At 73.9% G+C, this 21,874-nt stretch carries 18 protein-coding genes; 14 read left to right on the plus strand and 4 right to left on the minus strand.

Features of this window, described 5'->3' with window-relative positions; translation table 11 throughout:
* The first annotated feature begins 85 nt into the window (after window positions 1-85).
* Complete coding sequence (locus ACQP6G_RS10030; protein WP_429764159.1) at window positions 86-1,477, plus strand: glycine--tRNA ligase; 1,392 nt, start codon at window positions 86-88, stop codon at window positions 1,475-1,477.
* Window positions 1,478-1,562: 85 nt separating this feature from the next.
* On the opposite strand, the gene ACQP6G_RS10035 is transcribed toward ACQP6G_RS10030, so the two are convergent.
* Both ACQP6G_RS10035 and ACQP6G_RS10040 read right to left on the minus strand, forming a co-directional pair.
* Complete coding sequence (locus ACQP6G_RS10035) at window positions 1,563-1,712, minus strand: hypothetical protein (RefSeq protein ID WP_429764160.1); 150 nt, start codon at window positions 1,710-1,712, stop codon at window positions 1,563-1,565.
* A 105-nt stretch (window positions 1,713-1,817) separates the two neighbouring features.
* Window positions 1,818-2,768 (minus strand): LysR family transcriptional regulator, encoded by a 951-nt coding sequence (locus ACQP6G_RS10040; protein WP_429764161.1) that lies wholly within the window; start codon window positions 2,766-2,768, stop codon window positions 1,818-1,820.
* A gap of 144 nt (window positions 2,769-2,912) precedes the next feature.
* Here ACQP6G_RS10040 and ACQP6G_RS10045 point away from each other — a divergent pair, with 144 nt between their 5' ends.
* The 8 genes from ACQP6G_RS10045 to dusB all read left to right on the plus strand — a co-directional run bounded on the left by ACQP6G_RS10045 (window position 2,913) and on the right by dusB (window position 12,050).
* Window positions 2,913-4,103 (plus strand): NAD(P)/FAD-dependent oxidoreductase, encoded by a 1,191-nt coding sequence (locus ACQP6G_RS10045; RefSeq protein WP_429764162.1) that lies wholly within the window; start codon window positions 2,913-2,915, stop codon window positions 4,101-4,103.
* Window positions 4,104-4,120: 17 nt separating this feature from the next.
* A complete protein-coding gene (gene hglS, locus ACQP6G_RS10050; protein WP_429764163.1) occupies window positions 4,121-5,461 on the plus strand; it encodes a 2-oxoadipate dioxygenase/decarboxylase in 1,341 nt (446 codons plus the stop codon).
* Entirely contained in the window at window positions 5,458-6,999 is a 1,542-nt protein-coding gene (amaB, locus tag ACQP6G_RS10055; protein WP_429764164.1) for an L-piperidine-6-carboxylate dehydrogenase, read from the plus strand. The genes hglS and amaB overlap by 4 nt, the downstream gene beginning before the upstream one ends.
* Before the next feature lie 93 nt (window positions 7,000-7,092).
* A complete protein-coding gene (locus ACQP6G_RS10060) occupies window positions 7,093-8,049 on the plus strand; it encodes an ABC transporter ATP-binding protein (protein WP_429764165.1) in 957 nt (318 codons plus the stop codon).
* Complete coding sequence (locus ACQP6G_RS10065; RefSeq protein WP_429764166.1) at window positions 8,046-8,864, plus strand: ABC transporter permease; 819 nt, start codon at window positions 8,046-8,048, stop codon at window positions 8,862-8,864. Before ACQP6G_RS10060 ends, ACQP6G_RS10065 begins: the two co-directional genes overlap by 4 nt.
* 47 nt (window positions 8,865-8,911) lie before the next feature.
* On the plus strand, window positions 8,912-10,129 hold the full coding sequence (locus ACQP6G_RS10070; RefSeq protein WP_429764167.1) for a sensor histidine kinase: 1,218 nt from the start codon (window positions 8,912-8,914) through the stop codon (window positions 10,127-10,129).
* Window positions 10,126-10,731 (plus strand): response regulator transcription factor, encoded by a 606-nt coding sequence (locus ACQP6G_RS10075; RefSeq protein ID WP_429764168.1) that lies wholly within the window; start codon window positions 10,126-10,128, stop codon window positions 10,729-10,731. The genes ACQP6G_RS10070 and ACQP6G_RS10075 overlap by 4 nt, the downstream gene beginning before the upstream one ends.
* 71 nt (window positions 10,732-10,802) lie before the next feature.
* The gene (gene dusB, locus ACQP6G_RS10080) at window positions 10,803-12,050 is read left to right on the plus strand and encodes a tRNA dihydrouridine synthase DusB (protein ID WP_429764169.1); all 1,248 of its coding nucleotides are present in this window, start codon (window positions 10,803-10,805) and stop codon (window positions 12,048-12,050) included.
* A 129-nt stretch (window positions 12,051-12,179) separates the two neighbouring features.
* On the opposite strand, the gene ACQP6G_RS10085 is transcribed toward dusB, so the two are convergent.
* Entirely contained in the window at window positions 12,180-14,009 is a 1,830-nt protein-coding gene (locus ACQP6G_RS10085) for a glycoside hydrolase family 13 protein (protein WP_429764170.1), read from the minus strand.
* A 117-nt stretch (window positions 14,010-14,126) separates the two neighbouring features.
* On the minus strand, window positions 14,127-15,149 hold the full coding sequence (locus tag ACQP6G_RS10090) for a LacI family DNA-binding transcriptional regulator (protein ID WP_429764171.1): 1,023 nt from the start codon (window positions 15,147-15,149) through the stop codon (window positions 14,127-14,129).
* Window positions 15,150-15,372: 223 nt separating this feature from the next.
* Between ACQP6G_RS10090 and ACQP6G_RS10095 the strand changes: the two genes are divergently transcribed.
* From ACQP6G_RS10095 to ACQP6G_RS10115, 5 genes are all read left to right on the plus strand, one after another.
* Window positions 15,373-16,608 (plus strand): sugar ABC transporter substrate-binding protein, encoded by a 1,236-nt coding sequence (locus ACQP6G_RS10095; RefSeq protein ID WP_429764172.1) that lies wholly within the window; start codon window positions 15,373-15,375, stop codon window positions 16,606-16,608.
* A complete protein-coding gene (locus ACQP6G_RS10100; RefSeq protein WP_429764173.1) occupies window positions 16,608-18,185 on the plus strand; it encodes an ABC transporter permease subunit in 1,578 nt (525 codons plus the stop codon). Before ACQP6G_RS10095 ends, ACQP6G_RS10100 begins: the two co-directional genes overlap by 1 nt.
* A complete protein-coding gene (locus ACQP6G_RS10105) occupies window positions 18,185-19,114 on the plus strand; it encodes a sugar ABC transporter permease (RefSeq protein WP_429764174.1) in 930 nt (309 codons plus the stop codon). The genes ACQP6G_RS10100 and ACQP6G_RS10105 overlap by 1 nt, the downstream gene beginning before the upstream one ends.
* Before the next feature lie 92 nt (window positions 19,115-19,206).
* On the plus strand, window positions 19,207-19,842 hold the full coding sequence (locus ACQP6G_RS10110; RefSeq protein ID WP_429764175.1) for a hypothetical protein: 636 nt from the start codon (window positions 19,207-19,209) through the stop codon (window positions 19,840-19,842).
* Window positions 19,843-19,896: 54 nt separating this feature from the next.
* Complete coding sequence (locus tag ACQP6G_RS10115; RefSeq protein WP_429764176.1) at window positions 19,897-21,816, plus strand: glycoside hydrolase family 13 protein; 1,920 nt, start codon at window positions 19,897-19,899, stop codon at window positions 21,814-21,816.
* The last annotated feature ends 58 nt before the right edge of the window (window positions 21,817-21,874 follow it).

Below are 21,874 nucleotides of genomic sequence, written 5' to 3' on the forward strand. Positions count from 1 at the left end.
CGTCGGGCCCCGACGTGCCGACCGGGCGGCGTTCCCCGCACCGGCCCCACGAGCCACGTGGCGGCCCGACACCCAGGAGTGATCCGTGGCAGCACCGTCCCCCAGCGCCAAGCTCGACGCCGTCGTCTCCCTCGCCAAGCGGCGAGGTTTCGTGTTCCAGTCCGGCGAGATCTACGGCGGTACGCGCTCCGCGTGGGACTACGGGCCCCTCGGCGTGGAGCTGAAGGAGAACATCAAGCAGCAGTGGTGGCGCGCGATGACGCGCCGCGACGACGTCGTGGGCCTCGACTCCGCCGTCATCCTGCCCACCCCGGTGTGGCACGCGTCCGGCCACCTCGGCGCGTTCAACGACCCCCTGACCGAGTGCCTCTCGTGCCACAAACGGTTCCGCGAGGACCACATGATCGAGGAGTTCGAGGAGAAGAAGGGCCGCGCCCCCGAGGGCGGCCTCGCCGAGATCGCCTGCCCGAACTGCGGCACCCGCGGTCAGTGGACCGAGCCCCGCGACTTCAACATGATGCTCAAGACGTACCTCGGCCCCGTCGAGGACGAGTCCGGCGTGCACTACCTGCGCCCGGAGACGGCGCAGGGCATCTTCGTGAACTTCTCCAACGTGGCCGCGGCGTCGCGCAAGAAGCCGCCGTTCGGCATCGCGCAGATCGGCAAGTCGTTCCGCAACGAGATCACGCCGGGCAACTTCATCTTCCGCACGCGCGAGTTCGAGCAGATGGAGATGGAGTTCTTCGTCGCTCCGGGCACCGACGCCGAGTGGCACCAGTACTGGATCGACACGCGCATGTCCTGGTACACGGACCTGGGCATCGACCCGGAGAACCTGCGCCTGTACGAGCACCCGGCCGAGAAGCTCTCGCACTACTCCACCCGCACGGTGGACATCGAGTACCGCTTCGGCTTCACCGGCAGCGAGTGGGGCGAGCTCGAGGGCATCGCGAACCGCACCGACTTCGACCTCAAGACCCACTCGGAGCACTCCGGCAAGGACCTGTCGTTCTTCGACCAGTCGACGAACGAGCGCTGGCTGCCGTACGTCATCGAGCCGGCCGCGGGCCTGACCCGTTCCCTCATGGCGTTCCTCGTCGAGGCGTACGCCGAGGACGAGGCGCCGAACACCAAGGGCGGCGTCGACAAGCGCACCGTGCTGCGCCTCGACCCCCGCCTCGCGCCGGTCAAGGCCGCCGTCCTGCCGCTGAGCCGCAACGAGGCCCTGTCGCCCAAGGCCCGCGACCTCGCCGCGGAGCTGCGCCAGAACTGGAACGTCGACTTCGACGACGCCGGCGCCATCGGCCGCCGCTACCGTCGCCAGGACGAGATCGGCACGCCGTTCTGCGTCACCGTCGACTTCGACACGCTCGACGACGACGCCGTGACGATCCGCCACCGCGACACCATGGCGCAGGAGCGCGTGGCGCTCGCCAAGGTCACCGCCTACCTCGCGGAGCACCTCGCCGCGTTCTGACGGGAGCCCGCCGGAACGTCCGAAGGGGCTCGGGTCCGCCGCAGCGGACCCGAGCCCCTTCGTGCGTCCCCCTGACGCTGCTCGCTCAGGTACGGCTTCGCCGCACCAGCCCGAGCACGAGGCTCGCGACCAGGACGATGACGCCGAGCCAGATCAGGAACTGGCCGATGCTCGTCGCGACCCCGAGGATCACGAGGACGACGCCGACCAGAACGAGGATGAGCCATGCGGGCATGGGGACCTCCAGTCTCTTCGCGCCACCCGTGCGGCGACGCGATCGCGACGATGTTGGCACGCATTCCCGATACACGCGCGTTGTCGGCTTCGCCCGTGATGCCCGTCACAAGCCGGTCGTGAACCGGCCCGTCCCGTGCACCACGGCCTCGATGGTGCGGGCCACCGCCTCGACCGCGGGACGGCGAGGCGCCGTCGACGGCTCGAGCAGCACGATCTCGCGCTCCACGAGGTCGAACAGGGTGGTCGTGCGCAGGTCGTGGGCGGGGCGCAGCGTGAGCATGACCGGCGTGGCGAGCGTCACGCCGAGCCCCTGCGCCACCAGGGCCAACGTCGTGGAGGTGTCGTTCACCTCGTGCGCGGCGCGGGGCTCGAACCCGGCCGCACGGCAGGCGCCCCGCACCGCCGCGCCGTAGTGGGTCGGCAGCGGGGGCAGGATCCAGGGCATGTCCGCGAGGTCGGCGAGGTGGAGGCGGGCGGGCAGGTCCGACGAGGGCGTGGACACGAGCTCGAAACGCTCGGTCCGCAGAGGTCGGAGGGTGGTTCCCGGGAGCCGGGGGATGGGTGCGCCGGGATAGTCCAGGCCGAGTCCGAGGTCGACGTCGCCGCGGCGCACCGCACCCGCCACGTCGTCGACGGTGAGCTCGATCCCGACCAGGGTGATTCGCGGGTGCGACTCGGCCACGCGCGCGACGAGCTGGGGCAGGAGGCTGGCCGCCACCGTCGCGAAGGCGCCGACGCGCACGGTGCCCGACGCGTCGCCGCTCGCCGCGCGGGCCGAGTCGACGGCGTCGCGCTGGGCCGCCAGGAGGGCTTCGGCACGCTCGGCGAGCGCGAGCCCCGCCTCGGTGAGCGCGACCCCGCGGCCGTGCGGCCGGACGACCTCGGTGCCCACCGCCCGGGCGAGCGCCGCCAGCTGGTGCGAGACGGCGCCGGTCGTGTAGCCCAGCGCCGCCGCGGCGGAGGTCATCGTGCGGTGGTCGGCGAGCGCGCGCAGCGCGCGCAGGCCCGACCACGGCAGGTCGCGTCCCGGCGGTTCGGCCGCACCGGTGTCCATCTGGCCAGGCTACAACCGTGCAGAGATCCTGGACGGTTCCGACGACGAATCTTCGATGGTCCTGGACGCTCCTCGGGGTCCACGATGGGCGCAGGCACGGCGGCGCGGTGACGCGCGCGCCGGAGGCGTCGACGAGGAGGTCGGGTGGAGCGGTCCCAGGCGGTGCCGTCGCGCGCGGACGTGGTCGTGGTCGGCGGCGGGGTGATGGGGACGTCCGTCGCGTTCCACCTCGCGGAGGCGGGATCCCACGTCGTGCTCCTCGAGTCCGGGGAGCTCGGCGGCGGGAGCTCGGGCAAGCCGATCGGGGGCGTGCGCGCGCAGTTCTCCGACCCGGCGAACGTGGCGCTGGGCCACCGCAGCCTCGAGCCGTTCGAGGACTTCCGGCGCCGGCCCGGCGGTGACATCGGGCTGCGGCAGACGGGATACCTGTTCGCGCTGCCCACCGACGACGACGTCGCGCTGTTCGGCCGGTCGGTGGCGATGCAGAACGACCTCGGCGTCGACAGCCGCCTGCTCACCGTCGCCGAGGCCCGCCGCCTCAACCCCTACCTGTCCGCGACCGCCTACGCGGGCGCCGCGTTCGCGCCCCGGGACGGCTGGGCGCACCCGGCGGCCGTCGTCGCCGGCTACGCGGACGGCGCCCGACGGCTCGGGGCGCGCGTGGTCAGCGGCGCGCCGGTGACCGCCGTCGACCCCGCGCCCGGCGGTCGGCTCACCGCGGTGACGCCGCGCGGATCCGTCACTGCCGCCACCGTCGTCGTGTGTGCCGGCGCCTGGTCGCGTGCGGTGGGCGCCCTCGTGGACGCCGACCTGCCCGTCGAGCCCGTGCGGCGCCAGATCGCGTTCACCGCGCCCCTCGAGCCGGCGCCGCCGACGCTGCCGTTCACCATCGATTTCGGCACCACGTTCTACCTGCACAACGCGGACGCCCGCGGCAGGCTGCTGCTGGGTGCCTCGGAGCCGGACACCCCGGTCGGCTTCGACACCGCCTACGACCCGGCGTGGGAGCCGTGGCTGCGCGGGCTCGCCGCGCGCGCCACCCCGGCGCTCGCCGACGCCCCGCTGACCGGCGGCTGGGCCGGGCTGTACGAGCTCACCCCCGACCACGACGCGCTGATCGGCGAGGCGCCGACCGGCCCCGGCGGCGCGCGCCTCCTGTACGCCTGCGGCTTCTCCGGGCACGGCTTCCTGCAGGCGCCCGCCGTGGGCGAGGCCGTGACCGACCTGTACCTCGGCCGGGCGGGGACGCCCGCGGCACGCGGGGTCGACGTGTCCGCGTTCGACGCCGGGCGGTTCGGGGCGCGACGGTCGCGCACCGAGGCGAACATCATCTGAGAGAGGACGCACGCACCGTGACGACCGACTACTTCGAGCCGTGGCAGCTCCGCGCCGCGTTCGCGCGCTCGCTCTCCGACATGTACGGGCGGGAGGTGCCCGCCTACACGACGCTGCTCGAGGTGTCCCACGACGTCAACGCCGACGTCGTGCGCGCCCGTGGCGCCGACGCCGAGCGGCTGGGCTCCATCGACCGCGTCACCGCCGAACGGCACGGTGCGATCCGCGTCGGCACCCCCGCGGAGCTGCAGCAGGTCGCCCGGATCTTCGGCGCGATGGGGATGCACCCGGTGGGGTTCTACGACCTGCGCGACGCGTCGTCGTCCTCCGTGCCCGTCATCTCGACGGCGTTCCGACCGATCGACCGCGCCGAGCTGGCCCGCAACCCGTTCCGCGTCTTCACGTCCATGCTGGTGCCGTCCGACCGGCGGTTCTTCAGCGCCGACCTCCAGGCGCGGCTCGACACCTTCCTGACGAGGCGGTCGCTGTTCGGGCCCGAGCTGCTGGCGCTCGCGGACCGGGCGGAGGCCGACGGCGGCCTGTCCGCCGCCGACGCCGCGGAGTTCCTGCGCCTGGCCACCGCCGCGTTCGAGCTGGGGCGCGAGCCGGTCGACCAGGCCTGGTACCGGGAGCTGGAGGCCGTGTCCGCCGTGGCGGCGGACATCGGCGGCGTGCCGTCCACCCACATCAACCACCTCACGCCGCGCGTGCTCGACATCGACGACCTGTACGCCCGCATGGAGGCGCGCGGCATCACGATGATCGACGCCATCCAGGGCCCGCCGCTGTGGGAGGGGCCGGACGTGCTGCTGCGGCAGACGTCGTTCCGCGCGCTGGCGGAGCCGAGGACGTTCCGCACCCCGGACGGCGAGGTCGTGCAGGACTCCCTGCGCGTGCGGTTCGGCGAGGTCGAGGCGCGCGGGATCGCGCTGACCCGCGAGGGGCGGGCGCGGTACGACGCCGCCGTCGTGGAGGGCGCGACGCCCGACGTGTGGCGCCGCACCTTCCCGGACACCGAGGCCGGGCTCGCCCGGCAGGGCCTGGCGTACTTCACCTACGAGGTCGGCGACGGCGGGACCGTGACCCGCGAGCCGATCGTCTACGAGGACTTCCTGCCCCGCTCCGCCGCCGGGATCTTCCAGTCGAACCTCACCGAGGAGGGCTCCAAGGACGCCAGCCAGGCCGGCGAGGAGCGCGACGCCGACTGGATGGCCGGCGCCGTCGGCCGCGAGCTGTTCGACCCCTTCGACCTGTACGCCGCGCAGGTGGCGGCGTCGCGCGACCGCGCGGCCCACCGCCTCGGCGTCGACCCCACCCACCGTGAGAACTCCTCCACCCAGCAGGGAGCCCAGGCATGACTACCCAGACCTCCAGCACGCTCACGGCCGAGCTGCGCGACGCCGCGCTCGCGGCCCTGTCCCGCATTGGGGCCGACGTCCCCGCCGCCCCCGCCGGGGGCGGGCTGCCCGTCGTCTCGCCGCTGGCCGGCGAGGCGCTGCTGACCCTCCCGGAGGCGGGAGCGGCCGACGTCGATGCCGCGATCACCGCCGCCGCGGAGGCGTTCCGCACCTGGCGCTCCGTGCCCGGCCCGGTGCGCGGCGGCGTCGTGCGGCGACTCGGCGAGCTGCTCACCGAGCACAAGGCGGACCTGGCCGAGCTCGTGACCATCGAGGCCGGCAAGATCACCTCCGAGGCGCTCGGTGAGGTGCAGGAGATGATCGACGTCTGCGACTACGCCGTGGGCCTGTCGCGGTCCCTCGGCGGGCGCACGATGCCGTCCGAGCGCCCCGGCCACCGCCTCATGGAGCAGTGGCACCCGCTCGGCGTCGTGGGCGTCGTGAGCGCGTTCAACTTCCCGGTCGCGGTGTGGTCGTGGAACACCGCGGTCGCGCTGGTCTGCGGCGACACCGTGGTGTGGAAGCCGAGCGAGAAGACGCCGCTGAGCGCGCTCGCGTCGAATGCGCTGCTGCGCCGCGCGCTGGCGGAGGCGGGCTTCCCGGAGGCGGTGAGCCAGGTGGTGCTCGGTGCCCGGGACGCGGGCGAGGCGCTCGTCGCGGACCGGCGCGTCGCGCTGCTGTCGGCCACCGGCTCGGAGCGCATGGGCCAGCAGGTGGCGCCGGTCGTCGCCGGGCGCGGCGGCCGGTACCTGCTGGAGCTCGGCGGGAACAACGCGGCGGTCGTCGCGCCGTCCGCGGACCTCGACCTCGCGGTGCGCGGCATCGTCTTCGCCGCGGCCGGCACCGCCGGGCAGCGGTGCACCTCCCTGCGGCGGCTCATCGTGCACTCGTCGGTGGTCGACGACCTCGTCGCCCGCCTCGAGCCCGTCTACGCCGGGCTCCCGATCGGCGACCCGCGCGCCGACGGCACGCTCGTCGGGCCGCTCACCGACGCGGGCGCCCGCGACCGGATGCTCGCCGCCCTCGACGAGGCCCGGGCCGACGGCGGTACGGTCGTCGTCGGGGGAGCGGCGGTGGACGTCGACGGCGCACCGGGCGCCGCGTACGTCTCCCCCGCGCTGGTGCGGATGCCGGGGCAGACGGGCGTCGTGCGCCGGGAGACGTTCGCGCCGATCCTCTACGTGCTCACCTACGAGACGCTCGAGGAGGCCATCGCGCTGCACAACGACGTCCCGCAGGGGCTGAGCAGCGCGATCTTCACGCTCGACGTCCGCGAGGCGGAGACGTTCCTGTCCGAGGTCGGCTCCGACTGCGGCATCGTCAACGTCAACATCGGCACCTCCGGGGCGGAGATCGGCGGCGCGTTCGGCGGCGAGAAGTCCACCGGCGGCGGCCGCGAGTCCGGCTCCGACTCGTGGAAGCAGTACATGCGCCGCGTGACCAACACCGTGAACTACTCCACCGAGCTGCCCCTGGCCCAGGGCGTGAACTTCGGCTGACGCTCCCGTCGCGACGTGGCCATGACAGATGTCATGGCCACGTCGTGACACGCGACCCTGCAGGTCAGGGCGCCACGCGACGACGATCGAGGCATGACCTCGACGACCGGCTCGCACACCGCGAGCACCCCCGCGCTGAGCCTGCGCGGGCTGCGCAAGGAGTTCCCGTCGCCCTCCGGACCTGTCCGGGCGGTCGACGGCATCGACCTGGAGATCGCCCCCGGCGAGGTGGTGGCCTTCCTCGGCCCCAACGGCGCCGGCAAGACCAGCACGATCGACATGGTCCTCGGCCTGAGCGCCCCGACCTCCGGCACCGTGCAGGTGTTCGGCGCCGACCCGGCCGACGCGATCGCCGCCGGGCGCGTGGCCGCCGTCATGCAGACCGGCGGGCTGCTGCGCGACATCACCGTGGGGGAGACCGTCGCCCTCACCGCCGCGCTGTTCGGCCGCACCGGCTCGCCCCTGCCGTACCTGGAGCGCGCCGACCTCGCCGACCGCATGGTGGGCAAGTGCTCCGGCGGCCAGCAGCAGCGCCTCCGGTTCGCGATGGCGCTGGTCAGCGAGCCCGACCTGCTCCTCCTCGACGAGCCCACGACCGGCATGGACGTGGAGGGCCGCCGCGAGTTCTGGGCCGCCATCCGCGCCGACGCGGCCGCCGGCCGCACCGTCGTGTTCGCCACCCACTACCTGGAGGAGGCCGACACGTACGCGGACCGCGTCGTGCTGGTCAGCCAGGGCCGGGTCGTCGCCGACGGCTCCACCGCCGAGGTGCGGAGCCTCGCGTCCGGCCGCACGGTGAGCGCGCGGATCGACGACGAGGGCGAGCGCGCCGCCGTCGCCGCGCGCCTGCGAGCGATGCCCGCCGTGGACGCCATCGACCACCGCGGCGCCCGGCTCGTGGTGCGCACCCCCGACTCCGACGTCGTCGCCCGCTTCCTGCTGACGCAGACCCCCGCGCGCGACCTCGAGGTCGCGTCCGAGAACCTCGAGGACGCGTTCGTCGCCCTCACCGCCACCGCAGCCACGACCACGGACGGAGCCCACCGATGAGCGCCACCTCGACCCGGGGCACGACCTTGGGCACGACCTCGGGCACCGCTGCCGCCCCGGCGTCGCGACCGCGCCTCCGCACCTCGACCGCGGTGCGCGCCTACCTCGCCGTCGAGCTGCGGCGCTCGCTGCGCAACCGGCGCACCCTCATCTTCTCCATGGTCATGCCGCCCGTCCTCTTCCTCGTCTTCGGGCTGCAGGGCGACTACCAGGACCAGAGCACGGGCCACGGCAACGTCACCGCCTGGATCGCCGTGTCGATGGCGCTGTACGGGGCGATGGTCACCGCGACGGGCGGCGGGGCGAGCGTGTCCGTGGAGCGAGCGCAGGGCTGGACCCGGCAGCTGCGCCTGACGCCGCTGCGGCCCGCCGCCTACGTCGCGGTCAAGCTCGCCGGGTCGATGGTGCTGGGCGCCGCCTCCGTCCTGCTCACCCTCGTGGTGGCCGCGTTCACCGGGGCACAGATGGCGGCAGGCGCCTGGGTACTGTGCGCCGTGCTCGCCTGGGTGGGCTCGCTGGTCTTCGCCGCCTTCGGCCTGTTCATGGGGTACCTGCTGCCCGCGGAGAACGTCATGCAGATCCTCGGCCCGCTGCTCGCGCTCCTCTCCTTCGCCGGCGGCCTGTTCGTGCCGCTGGGCGACGGCTGGTGGGCCACCGTGGCGCAGTTCTTCCCGACGTACGGGCTGGCCGAGCTGGTGCACGCGCCCCTCGGCGGCGACCTCGGCGTCACGGCCGTCGTGAACGTCCTCGCCTGGGCGGCGATCTTCTCCGTCGGCGCCGCCTGGCGGTTCCGCAAGGACACGGCGCGGGTGTGAGCACGCGCTCCGCCGCCGCGCCGGGCGGCCGTGGCACGGTGGGGGACGTGACCTCGACATCCCCCACCGTGCCGCCCGCCGAGCCCGCGCGCGGTCTCGCGTCCGGCCCCGCGTCCCCGGGCGTGCCGCCCTGGACGAGGCGGCGCGTCGGCCTGTTCGTGTCGGTCGTCTGGGTCGTCTTCCTGGCGGAGCCGTTCACGGCGGCGCTCGACGCCGGGCCCCTCGCCCTGCGCGTCGTCGGCGTGCTCGGCGTGCTCGGCGTGGCCGTCATCTTCGCCGGGACCGTCCTCACGCTGCAGCGCCGTGGTCGGGTGCCACGCCGCACCGCCGTCGTGCTGGTCGTGGTGCAGGTCGCGTGCGTCGGCCTGTCGTGCCTCGCCGCACAGGAGCACGGCCTCGTGGGCCTCGTCTTCGTGTGCGTCACCGCGATCTACTCCCTCGGAGGGCGTGCCGCCCTGTGGATCGTGGCGGCGAGCATCGTGGTCATGCTCGTGCTGCCACGCGTGCTGCCCGGCTGGGCGACGGAGGACGGCAACGCCCTCGCCGTCGTCCTGGCGAGCGCTGCCGTCTACGGGTTCATGCAGGTCATCGACCGCAACCGACGGCTGATCGCCGCCCAGCAGGAGCTCGCCGACCTGGCCGTCGCCCGCGAGCGCGAGCGCATCGCCCGGGACATGCACGACGTCCTCGGCCACTCGCTCACGGTCATCTCCGTCAAGGCGGAGCTCGCGGCGAAGCTGCTGCGCGCCGCCGCCGCCGACCGTCCGGCCACGGCGCCCGAGGAACGTGCCACGAGCGAGGTGGCCGACATCCAGGACCTGGCACGCGGGGCGCTCGCGGACGTGCGCGGCATGGTCGCCGGGTCTCGGCAGGTGACCCTCGCCGGCGAGCTGGCCACGGCCCGCTCCGCGCTCGACGCGGCGGGGATCGAGGCGGACCTCCCGGGCGCCGTCGACGGCGTCCCCGCCGAGCACCGCGAGCTCTTCGCGTGGGTGCTGCGCGAGGGCACCACCAACGTGCTGCGGCACTCCGGGGCCGCCCGGGTCGTGGTGACCGTCGCGGCGGACCGCCTGGCCGTCGACGACGACGGCGGTGGCGGTCCGGAGGGCCGCACGGACGGCGGGAACGGGCTGACGGGACTCACGGCGCGGGCTCGGGACGCCGGCGCCGTGCTCGAGACCGGGCCGAGCCCGCTCGGAGGGTTCCGTCTCGCCGTCACGGTCCGTCCCGGACCAGGGCCGGGCGATGCCAGGATCGTCCCGTGATCCGACTGCTGCTCGCCGACGACCAGGCACTCGTGCGCGGAGCCCTCGCTGCCCTGCTCGACCTCGAGACCGACCTGGAGGTCGTGGCCCAGGTGGGGCGCGGCGACGAGGTGCTCGACGCCGCGCGGGCGTCCGCCGCCGACGTCGCCCTGCTCGACGTCGAGATGCCCGGCCTCGACGGCATCGCGGCCGCGGCGGCGCTGCGCCGTGAGCTGCCGGAGTGCCGCTCGCTCGTCGTGACCACGTTCGGCCGGCCCGGCTACCTGCGCCGCGCGCTCGACGCCGGCGCGAGCGGGTTCGTCGTCAAGGACACGCCCGCCGACCAGCTCGCCGACGCCGTCCGCCGCGTGCACGCCGGGCTGCGCGCCGTCGACCCCGACCTCGCCGTCGCGTCCCTGGCCGTGGGGGCGAGCCCGCTCACCGAGCGCGAGCGGCACGTGCTGGCGCTCGCGGCCGACGGCGGCACGGTCGCGCAGGTGGCGGCGGAGGCGTTCCTCTCCGAGGGCACCGTGCGCAACTACCTGTCGGCGGCGATGGGCAAGACCGGCGCGCGGACGCGGTCCGAGGCCGTGCGGATCGCGCAGGACAACGGCTGGCTCTGACCACCCCTGCGGGGCCGGCCCCGAGGGGGGTGACGAACCTGACCGCGGGGGCGCGGCGGTGGTTTGCGACAATGGGGGACGTGACTTCCACCCTCGATCCCGTCAGCACGCCCGCGTCCGGCGACCTCGGCACGGGCGAGCCCGCCGCCGAGCGCGTCCTGCCGCCGCTGCAGATCGGGCCGATCACCGTGGACACCCCGGTGGTGCTGGCGCCGATGGCCGGCGTCACCAACCGCGCGTTCCGCACCCTGTGCCGCGAGGCCGGCGCGTCGCAGGGCCACGACCCTGGGCTCTACGTGGCGGAGATGGTGACCAGCCGCGCCCTCGTGGAGCGGAACGTCGAGTCGCTGCGGATCGTGACCTTCGGCGACGACGAGACGCCTCGCTCCGCCCAGGTCTACGGCGTCGACCCGGCCACCGTCGGCGCCGCGGTGCGGATCATCGCCGGCGAGGACCGGGCCGACCACGTCGACCTCAACTTCGGCTGCCCCGTGCCCAAGGTGACGCGCAAGGGCGGCGGCTCGGCGCTCCCGTGGAAGCGGCAGCTCTTCACCGACATCGTGCGGGCGGCCGTCGAGGCGGCGGAGCCGCACGGCGTCCCGGTCACCGTGAAGATGCGCAAGGGCATCGACGACGACCACCTCACGTACCTCGAGGCCGGTCGCATCGCGGAGTCGCTCGGCGTCGCCGCGGTGGCCCTGCACGCGCGCACCGCCGCCGAGTACTACTCGGGCACCGCCGACTGGACCGCGATCGCGCGGCTCAAGGAGGAGGTGCGCAGCGTCCCCGTGCTCGGCAACGGCGACATCTGGTCCGCCGAGGACGCGCTGCGCATGGTCCGCGAGACCGGGGCCGACGGCGTCGTCGTCGGGCGCGGCTGCCAGGGCCGGCCGTGGCTCTTCGCCGACCTCGCCGCCGCGTTCCACGGCACGACGACGCGGGTGCGCCCCGGCCTGCGCGAGGTCGCCGACACGATCTACCGCCACGGCGAGCTGATGATCGACTACTTCGACGGCGACGAGGGCAAGGGGATGCGCGACCTGCGCAAGCACATGGCCTGGTATCTCAAGGGCTACGTCGTCGGGGGAGAGGCGCGGCACGCGCTCGCGATGGTCTCCACGCTGGCCGAGCTGCGCGAGCGCCTCGACGCCCTCGACCTCGAGCAGGGCTACCCGGGCGAGGACGCCGAGGGGCCACGCGGCCGCGCCGGCTCGCCGAAGCAGCCGCACCTGCCGTACGGCTGGCTCGACTCCCGCGAGCTCGACGCCGAGTTCGAGGCCAAGCTGCGCGAGGCCGAGCTGAGCGTCAGCGGCGGCTGACCCCGCGAGATAGAGAGGTCCCCTCGCCGAGATAGAGAGGGTGCGAACCGTGGTCGCCGCGGTTCGCACCCTCTCTATCTCGGCGAGGGGACCTCTCTATCTCGCGGATCAGGGCTCTCTATCTCGCGGTCAGGCGCGGAGCCAGACCGTGGTGTCGGCGGGGACGCGCGTCTGCGGGTCGGCGGAGCGGTCGGTCATGACCGGGCCGGAGGCGAGCAGCACCTCGGCGCCGCGGGGCAGGAGCACCGGCTCGGCGCCGAGGTTCGCCAGCACGACGACGTCCTGGTTGCGCAGCGCGACGACGTGCGTCGAGTCGGCCCAGGCGTCCAGCCACGCGAGCGCGCCCTGGCCCAGGCCCTCGGCCTTGCGCAGCGCGAGCGCGGCGCGGTACGTCTCGAACGTCGAGCCCGCGACGCCGTACTGCGCGTCGGCGGCGTAGCGCGCGAACGACGCGGGCTGCGGCAGCCACGGCTCGCCGGCGGGCCCGAAGCCGTAGCCGGGGGCGTCGGCCGCCCACGGCAGCGGCACGCGGCAGCCGTCGCGGCCCGCCTCGGCGCCGCCGGTGCGGAAGTGCCCCGGGTCCTGGCGGACCTCGTTCGGCAGGGAGGTGTGCTCGGGCAGGCCGAGCTCCTCGCCCTGGAAGAGGTAGGCGGACCCGGGCAGGCCGAGCATGAGCAGGCTGGCGGCGCGGGCGCGGCGCAGGCCGAGCTCCTCGTCGGGCTGCGGGTCGGTGGCGAAGACGCCGTTGACCTTGAGGGACGGGTCGGCGGAGCCGAGCCGCGACGGGTGCCGCACGACGTCGTGGTTGGACAGCACCCAGGTGGTGGGCGCGCCGACCTCGTCGTTCGCCCGGTACGACGCCTCGACGACGGTGCGCAGGGCGGCGGCGTCCCAGCCGGTGGTGAGGAACGAGAAGTTGAACGCCTGGTGCATCTCGTCCGGGCGCACGTAGCGGGCGAGGCGGCTGAGCGGCTCGACCCACGCCTCGGCGACGAGGCAGCGCTCGCCGTCGTACTCGGCGAGCACCCGGTGCCAGGCGCGGTAGATCTCGTGCACGCCGTCCTGGTCGAACATCGGGCCCTGGTTGCCGGCGCCCGTGGAGCCGTCCTCGGGGGCGCCGGGATCGGTCACGGCCGCGTCGTCGTCGGCGGCGTCGTCGGCCGAGCCGGCGACCATCTCCACGTGGCCGTCCCAGTCGGGCAGGCCGTCGGCCTTGATCATGCCGTGCGCGACGTCGACGCGGAACCCGTCCACGCCCCGGTCGAGCCAGAAGCGCAGCACGTCCTCGAACTCGGAGCGCACCTCGGGGTTGGTCCAGTCGAGGTCGGGCTGCGTCGAGTCGAACAGGTGCAGGTACCACTGCCCTGGCGCGCCGTCGGGCCCGGTGACGCGCGTCCAGGCGGGGCCGCCGAAGATCGACTGCCAGTTGTTCGGCTCCTGCGAGCCGTCGGCGCCGCGGCCGTCGCGGAACATGTACCGCGCGCGCTCGGGGGAGCCGGGGGCGGCGGTCAGCGCCTCCTGGAACCAGGCGTGCTGGTCGGAGGTGTGGTTCGGCACGAGGTCGACGATCACGCGGATGCCGCGGGCGTGGGCGCCGGCGAGCAGGTCGTCGAAGTCGGCGAGGGTGCCGAACAGGGGGTCGACGTCGCGGTAGTCGGCGACGTCGTAGCCCGCGTCGTTCTGCGGGGAGCGGTAGAACGGGGACAGCCAGACGGCGTCGACGCCGAGCGTCTCGAGGTGGTCCAGCCGCGCCGTCACGCCGGGGATGTCGCCGATGCCGTCGCCGTTCGCGTCGGCGAACGAGCGCGGGTAGACCTGGTAGATCACGGCGTCGCGCCACCACTGCCGCGCGTCGCCGCTCCCGGCGTGGACGACGGCGCCGGTGCGGAGCAGGCCGCCCGTGTCGTCACCTGTGTCGTCGGTCGACGTCGGGACGGGTGCGGGCTGGGTGGAGGTCATCGCTGGCTTCCTCACCTGATCGGGGTCGGGGTCGGCACGGTCGGTCGATCCGTGTCAGACCGTCGAGTGTAAGCGTTGCTGCAAGAGTTGCAGCAACGACCCCGAAAATGCGACCCCTCAGCCCTTCGGCGCGGCCCCCGTGGAGCCCCGCACGACCAGCTCCGGCGCGAACAGCAGCTCGGTGCGCGTGGCCCGCTCGCCCTGGATCTCGGTGAGGAGCGCGCTCACGGTGGCCCTCGCCATGGCCTCGACGGGCTGCCGGACGGTGGTCAGAGGCGGCTCGGTGAACGCGATGAGCGGCGCGTCGTCGTACCCGACGACCGAGACGTCGTCGGGCACCGACAGCCCGCGCGACCGCGCGGCCCGCACGGCGCCGAGCGCCATGAGGTCGGAGGCGCAGACGACGGCCGTGTGCCCGGCGTCGAGGAGCTCGGCGGCCGCGGCCTGCCCGCCCTCGAGCGTGTACAGGCTGGAACGCACGTGCTCCCGGGCTGCGGCCTCGTCGTCGGCCAGGCCGTGCCGCACGAGCGCGGCGAGGAACGCGGCGAGCTTGCGCCGCGAGGGGACGTACCGCTCGGGGCCGATCGCGAGGCCGATCGTGCGGTGGCCCAGGGTGACCAGGTGCTGCACCGCGACGTCCACGCTCGCGGCGTCGTCGGGCGAGACGAACGGCGCGTCGATCCCCGGCGCGTAGCCGTTGACCAGCACGATCGGCACGCCCTGGCTGCGCAGCATCGAGTAGCGGGTGTGGTCCGCGCGGGTGTCCGCGTGCAGGCCGGAGACGAAGACGATGCCGTCGACGGAGTGGTCCACCAGGGTGCTGACGTACTCGTCCTCGGTGGTGCCGCCCGGCGCCTGCGTGCACAGCAACGGCGTGTAACCGCGCTGCGCGAGGATCGACTCGATCGCCTGCGCGAAGGCCGGGAAGACCGGGTTGGTGAGCTCGGGGACGATGAGGCCGACGAGGCCCGCGGAACGGCCGCGCAGCACCGAGGGGCGCTCGTACCCGAGGACGTCGAGCGCGGCGAGCACGGCCTGCCGGGTGGAGCTGGCCACGCCCGGCTTGCCGTTGAGCACGCGGGACACGGTGGCCGTCGACACGCCTGCCTGCTCCGCCAGGTCGCTCAGTCGGGTTCGCACCCGAGGAATCGTAGGGGACACGGGACCTCCTCGTCCTGGGGTGGGACGCCGGCGGGTCGGCCGCCGGTCGCCTGCGCGTCGCCTCCTTGTTGCCGCGCGTTGCTGAAAAGTTATCGCAAGATCTTGCATACCGCTGCAACGGTCCGTACGTTGTGGGCATCAAGGGCCCCGCGACGAGCGCGTCGCGTGGGCCGTCCACCGATGACAGCTGGGAGTAACCACGATGCGAAGGAGCATCCTTCTCGCCTCGGCCCTGGCCACCACCCTGGCCCTGACGGCGTGCGGCAGCGGCGAGCCGAGCGGCGACTCGAGCGCGGACGCGGACGCGAGCGCCAAGCCCTCGGCCTCGGGCTCGCTGACGGTCTGGGTCGACGAGACACGCGAGGCCGCGGTGACGACGGCCGCCGAGGCGTACGAGGCGGAGTCCGGCGTCGACGTCGAGATCGTCCAGAAGAACTTCGAGGACATCCGCGCCGACTTCCTCGCGCAGGTCCCCACGGGCGAGGGCCCCGACATCACCGTCGGCGCCCACGACTGGCTCGGCGAGTTCACCGCGAACGGCGTCGTCGCGCCGATCGAGCTCGGCGACAAGGCGGGCGACTTCATCCCGGTGTCGGTGCAGGCGTTCACGCAGGACGGCCAGGTCTACGGCCTGCCGTACGCGATCGAGAACATCGCGCTCATCCGCAACACGGAGCTCGCGCCCGAGGCGCCGAAGACCTACGACGACATGGTCGCCGCGGGGAAGAAGGCCGGCACCAAGTTCCCGTTCCTCATCCAGTCGGACGGCGACAAGGGCGACCCCTACACGTACTACCCGTTCCAGACGTCGTTCGGCGCGCCGGTCTTCGAGCAGAACGACGACGGCTCGTACCGGCCGGAGCTCGCCCTCGGCGGCGAGAACGGCGAGGCGTTCGCCACGTGGCTCGGCGAGCAGGGCGACGAGGGCAACCTCAGCATCGACATCTCGTACGACATCGCGGTCGAGGCGTTCGCCAAGGGCCAGTCGCCGTTCGTCATCGGCGGTCCGTGGATGCTCGAGCAGTTCAAGGACCTCGACCTCGCCGTCGACCCGATCCCGGCGCCGGGCGACCAGCCCGCGCAGCCGTTCGTCGGCGTCCAGGGCTTCTACGTGAGCGCGCAGAGCAAGAACGCCCTGCTCGCGAACGACTTCCTCGTCAACTACATGTCGACGCCGGAGGCGCAGACGGCGCTGTTCGAGGCCGGCGGTCGCCCGCCGGCGCTGGTCGAGGCCGCTGACGCGGCGTCCGAGGACCCGCTGGTCGCGGGCTTCCGCGAGGTCGGCGCCTCCGCCGTGCCGATGCCGTCCATCCCGGAGATGGGCTCGGTCTGGTCCTTCTGGGGTGTCACCGAGGCGAGCATCATCTCGGGCAAGGCCGACGACCCGGTCAAGGCCTGGAACAAGATGGTCTCCGACATCGAGGGTGCGCTCGGCTGATGTCGCGTGCCCGCTACAAGGGCGCCGAGGCCGGCTCCGGGACGTTCTCCGGAGCCGGCTTCGCCGTCAAGCTCGTGCTCATCGCGCTCGTGGACGCGCTCGGCGTCTTCGGCGTCCTCGCCGCGTGGCGTGCCGGGTCGTGGGGGATCCTCGCGGCCATGGTGGCGCTGCTCGTCGCCGCGAACTGGGTGTACTTCACCAAGCGCGCGCTGCCGCTGAAGTACATCCTGCCGGGGCTGGCGTTCCTGCTCGTCTACCAGGTGTACGTCGTCGGCTACACCGGCTACGTGGCGTTCACCAACTACGGCGACGGCCACAACTCCACCAAGGAGCAGGCGGTCGACGCCCTCCTGGTGCAGAACGAGCGTCGCGTCGAGGGCTCGCCCGCCCTGCCGCTGACGGTCGTCGAGGACGGGGACGGCGAGCTCGGCTTCGCCGTCGTCGAGGACGGCGCCGCGGAGGTCGGCACCGCCGAGGAGCCGCTCGTGGCCGCTCCTGACGCGACGATCGACGCCGGCGCGGTGACCGAGGTGCCGGGCTGGACGGTGCTCGACCGCGCGACCGTGCTGCAACGGCAGGACGAGGTCACCACGCTGCGGGTGCCGGTGTCCGACGACGCCGCCGACGGCTCGGTGCGCACCCAGGACGCCCGGACGGGCTACGTCTTCCAGCCGGTGCTGGAGTACGACGAGGCCGCCGACACGATGACCGACACGTCGACCGGCGTGGTGTACACGCCGAACGACGACGGGCAGTTCGAGTCCGCCGACGGCGAGACGCTGCCCGTCGGCTGGCGGGTCACGGTGGGCTTCGAGAACTTCGCGACGGCGTTCGGCGACGAGCGGTACGCGGGCCCCTTCGTCAAGATCCTGCTGTGGACGTTCGCGTTCGCGGTGCTGTCCGTGGTGACGACGTTCGCGCTGGGCATGTTCCTCGCGATGGTCTTCAACGACCCGCGCCTGCGGGGGCGCAAGGTCTACCGGACCCTGATGATCCTGCCGTACGCGATGCCGGGGTTCCTCGCGGCCCTGCTGTGGTCCGGCATGCTCAACAAGAGCTTCGGCGTGATCAACCAGGTGCTGCTCGGCGGGGCCGCGATCCCGTGGCTCACGGACCCGTGGCTGGCGAAGCTGTCGGTGCTCGGGGTCAACCTCTGGCTCGGCTTCCCGTACATGTTCCTCATCTGCACGGGGGCGCTGCAGTCGCTGCCGGGCGACGTGTACGAGGCGGCCCGCATCGACGGCGCGGGCAAGTGGCGCACGTGGCGCTCGATCACGATGCCGCTGCTGCTGGTGGCCACGGCCCCGCTGCTCATCTCGAGCTTCGCCTTCAACTTCAACAACTTCACCCTGATCAAGATGCTGACGGGCGGCGGGCCGCGGTTCGACGACGCGTCGGTGCCGCTCGGGCACACGGACATCCTCATCTCGATGGTCTACAACGTGTCCGGGCTCGACGGCTCGGCGCCGCGCGACTACGGCCTCGCGAGCGCGCTGTCCATCGTGATCTTCGTGGTGGTCGGGGTCATCTCCGCCATCGCGTTCCGCCAGACCCGCAAGCTCGAGGAGCTGAGCTGATGACGACGTCGACCGACCGCGCGGGCTCGCGCCGTGGGACCGCGGCGCCGGGCACGGGGCAGCAGGTGCTGCGGCACCGCATGAAGCCGGGCCGCTGGGCCCGGGAGCTGGGCTGGCGGCACGTCGTCGGAGTGCTGGCGGTGCTGTACGCCGTCTTCCCGATCGTCTACGTGGTGTCCGCCTCGCTGTCGCCCACCGGCACCCTCACCGGGTCGAACGAGCTGTTCGCGCAGGTCAGCGGCGTGAACTACGCCGAGCTGGGCGACACCAGGTTCTGGACGTGGATGGGCAACACGCTCGTCATCGGCGTCGCGACGGCCGTGGGCACGGTGCTCATGGGTGCGGCCGCGGCGTACGCGTTCTCGCGCTTCCGGTTCGCCGGACGCCGCCTCGGCCTCACGTCGCTGCTGATCATCCAGATGTTCCCGCAGATGCTCGCGTTCGTCGCGATCTTCCTGCTGCTCATCTCCCTCGGCGAGGTCGTCCCGGCGCTGGGCCTGAACTCCAAGCTCGCGCTGATCTGCGTCTACCTCGGTGGCGCGCTGGGCGTGAACACGTTCCTCATGTACGGGTTCTTCAACACCGTGCCGCGGGAGCTCGACGAGGCGGCCAAGATCGACGGCGCCTCGCACGCCCAGGTGTACTGGACGATCATCCTGCGCCTCGTGACGCCGATCCTCGCCGTCGTGGCGCTGCTGAGCTTCATCAGCACGTTCGGCGAGTTCATCATCGCCCGGGTGGTGCTCCAGTCGGAGTCGAACTGGACGCTCGCGGTGGGGCTGTACGGCTGGGTGTCGTCGCTGCTCGAGGCCAACTGGGGCCTCTTCGCGGCGGGTGCCGTCCTGTCGGCGATCCCCGTGCTCGCGCTGTTCCTCTTCCTGCAGAAGTACATCGTGGGCGGCCTGACGGCGGGCTCCGTCAAGGGCTGACGGGCGGCCGCCGCGAGGTTCGCGCGGATCGACCTGCGATCCACCCGCGATCCTTGTGGCGGCCGTCACAGCACGGTCCTAGCCTGGGCGTCATGACCGACGACTCGCGCTCCTACTCCCCGGACCTCGCGCGGCTCACCGACGCCGCCGACGACTCGTTCTCCGTGCGCCGTGCGTACGGCGAGCCCTACGAGCACCAGGGCCAGCTGATCATCCCCGTCGCCAAGGTGTGGGGCGGCATCGGCACCGGCTCCGGCGGCGGCGCGGGCAACGGGTCCGCGAACGGCGCCGGCACCGGGTCGGGCAGCGGCTCCGGCCGCGGCACCGGCCAGGGCAAGGGCGACGGCAGCGCCCCGGGCTGGCGCCGGTCGTTCAGCGTCGGCTCGGGCGGGGCCGACGCCGCCTCCGACGAGTCCACCGCCACGACGGAGGCCGCCGACGCGCCGCGCGGCAGCGGGTCCGCGCGCGGCGACGCGTCGGGCGAGGCGCAGGGCGACGCCAAGGGCGAGCTGCAGGGCGAGGCCCACGGCGAGGGGCACGGCGAGGGCGGCGGCGGAGGCGGCGGCTACGGGCTGCGCGTCAAGCCGCTGGGCGTCTTCGTGGTCTCGGCCGAGGGAACGCGCTACCAGCCGGTGCTGGACCTCAACAGGGTGATCCTCGGCGGTCAGGTCGTCGGGATCGCCATCGCGCTCGCCGCCGGGTGGGCGATCGGGCGCCGCCGCCACTGACCGTCGTCCCGCGTCGGTCGGGCGGGCAGCCCGCCGGACCGACGAGAGGACGACATGACCACGCACGCCACCCCGACCACCGCTCCGAGCACCGCCCCGGGCGCCGTCCGCGCCCTCCTGGACGCGCCCCACCACGACGGCTCCGCGCTGTTCGCCCCGACCGCGACGCCGGCGCTCGGCGACGAGGTCACCGTGCGCGTGCGGGTGCCGAAGGGGGCGGGCGTGCGCGACGTCCGCATCCGGACCGTGCGCGACGGCGAGCCCCGCCTGCTGCCCGCCCGCCGCGACGGCGGCGACGCGCACGAGGACTGGTACGCGGCCGACGTCGTCGTGCACCACCCGGTGACCTCGTACCGCTTCTTCCTCGACGTGCCGGGCGGCTACCGGTGGCTCGACGGGCGCGGGGTGCACGACCGCGAGGTGCCCGACGCCGCGAGCTTCCGCCTCACCACCCACGCGCCGGCGCCCGGGTGGCTGCGTGACGGGCTCGCCTATCAGGTCTTCCCCGACCGCTTCGCGCGCTCCGCAGCGGCCGACGGCCGGGACGTCCCGGGATGGGCCGTGCCCGCCGCGTGGGACGACGAGCCCGCCGGCTCCGGGCCGCTGGCCGGCACGCAGCTCTTCGGCGGCGACCTCGACGGCGTCGCCCTGCACCTCGACCACCTCCAGGCGCTCGGCGTGCGCACCCTCTACCTGACGCCGGTCTTCCCGGGCCGGTCGAACCACCGCTACGACGCGGCGACCTTCGACCACGTCGACCCGCTGCTCGGCGGCGACGCCGCGTACGCGCGCCTGGCCCGGGCCGTGCACGACCGCGGGATGCGCCTCATGGGCGACGTGACGACCAACCACACCGGAGACGGGCACGAGTGGTTCGCCCGGGCGCTCGAGGACCCGGCCTCGCCCGAGCGCGGGCTGTACCTGTGGGACGACGGCGGGCCCGACGTCGTGCGGCCGGACGGCGGGGACCCGTACGTCGGCTGGCTCGGGCACGGGTCGCTGCCCAAGCTCGACTGGGCGGCCGACGAGACGTGGCGGCGCATGGTCACCGGGGAGGACGCCGTGATCGCCCGGTACCTGCGCGAGCCGTTCGCCCTCGACGGGTGGCGCGTGGACGTGGCCAACATGACCGGGCGGCGGGGGAGCGCGGACCGCACGCACGCCGTCGCGCGGGCGCTGCGCGAGCGCATCCTCGCGGAGCGTCCCGACGGCGCGCTGGTCGCCGAGCACTTCCACGACGCCGCCGGGGACCTCGCCGGCGACGGGTGGCACGCGACCATGAACTACGCGGGGTTCACGCGCCCGGCCTGGTCGTGGCTGGTGCCCGAGGGCTCGGACGTGTCCTTCCTCGACCTTCCCGTGCCGGTGCCGCGCCGTCCGGCGGCCGCCATGGTGGAGACGATGCGCGAGGTCGCGGCCCTGGTGCCCTGGCAGGTGGCAGCCACGCAGTGGAACATGCTGGGCTCGCACGACACGCCGCGGCTGCGCTCGATCGTCGGCTCGCGGGAGCTGGTCGAGGTCGCGGCGACGCTGCTGTTCACCTACCCGGGCGCGCCGGTCGTGTTCGCGGGCGACGAGGTGGGCGCCACCGGCACGAACGGGGAGCACGCCCGCACCACGATGGCGTGGGACCAGGCCGCGCGCGGCGGCGGCCCGCGGTGGGACGCCGCGACGCTGGACGTCTACCGGAGCCTGTCCGCGCTGCGCTCGTCGTCCGGCGCCCTGCGCGACGGCGGCCTGCGCTGGGCCGCCGTGCACGACGACGCCGTGGCCTACCTGCGCGAGACGCCTCACGAGCGCGTGCTCGTGGTGCTGGCCCGGGCGCCGTGGCCGGGCGTGCGCCTGCCGGGACACCTGCTCGCGCCCGGCGCGGAGCCGGAGGTGCTGTACGGCGGCCTCCCCGTGCGCGCGACAGCGGACGGCCTGGCCGTCGACGGCGACGGGCCGGGCGTCGCCGTCGTCCGCCTCGCCTGACGGCGACCATGCACCTGTGCACCCTCTGAGCGCTCAGAACGTGCACAGGTGCATGGTC

The organism is Isoptericola nanjingensis (assembly GCF_050311635.1).
GTDB classification, from domain to species: Bacteria; Actinomycetota; Actinomycetes; order Actinomycetales; family Cellulomonadaceae; genus Isoptericola; species Isoptericola nanjingensis.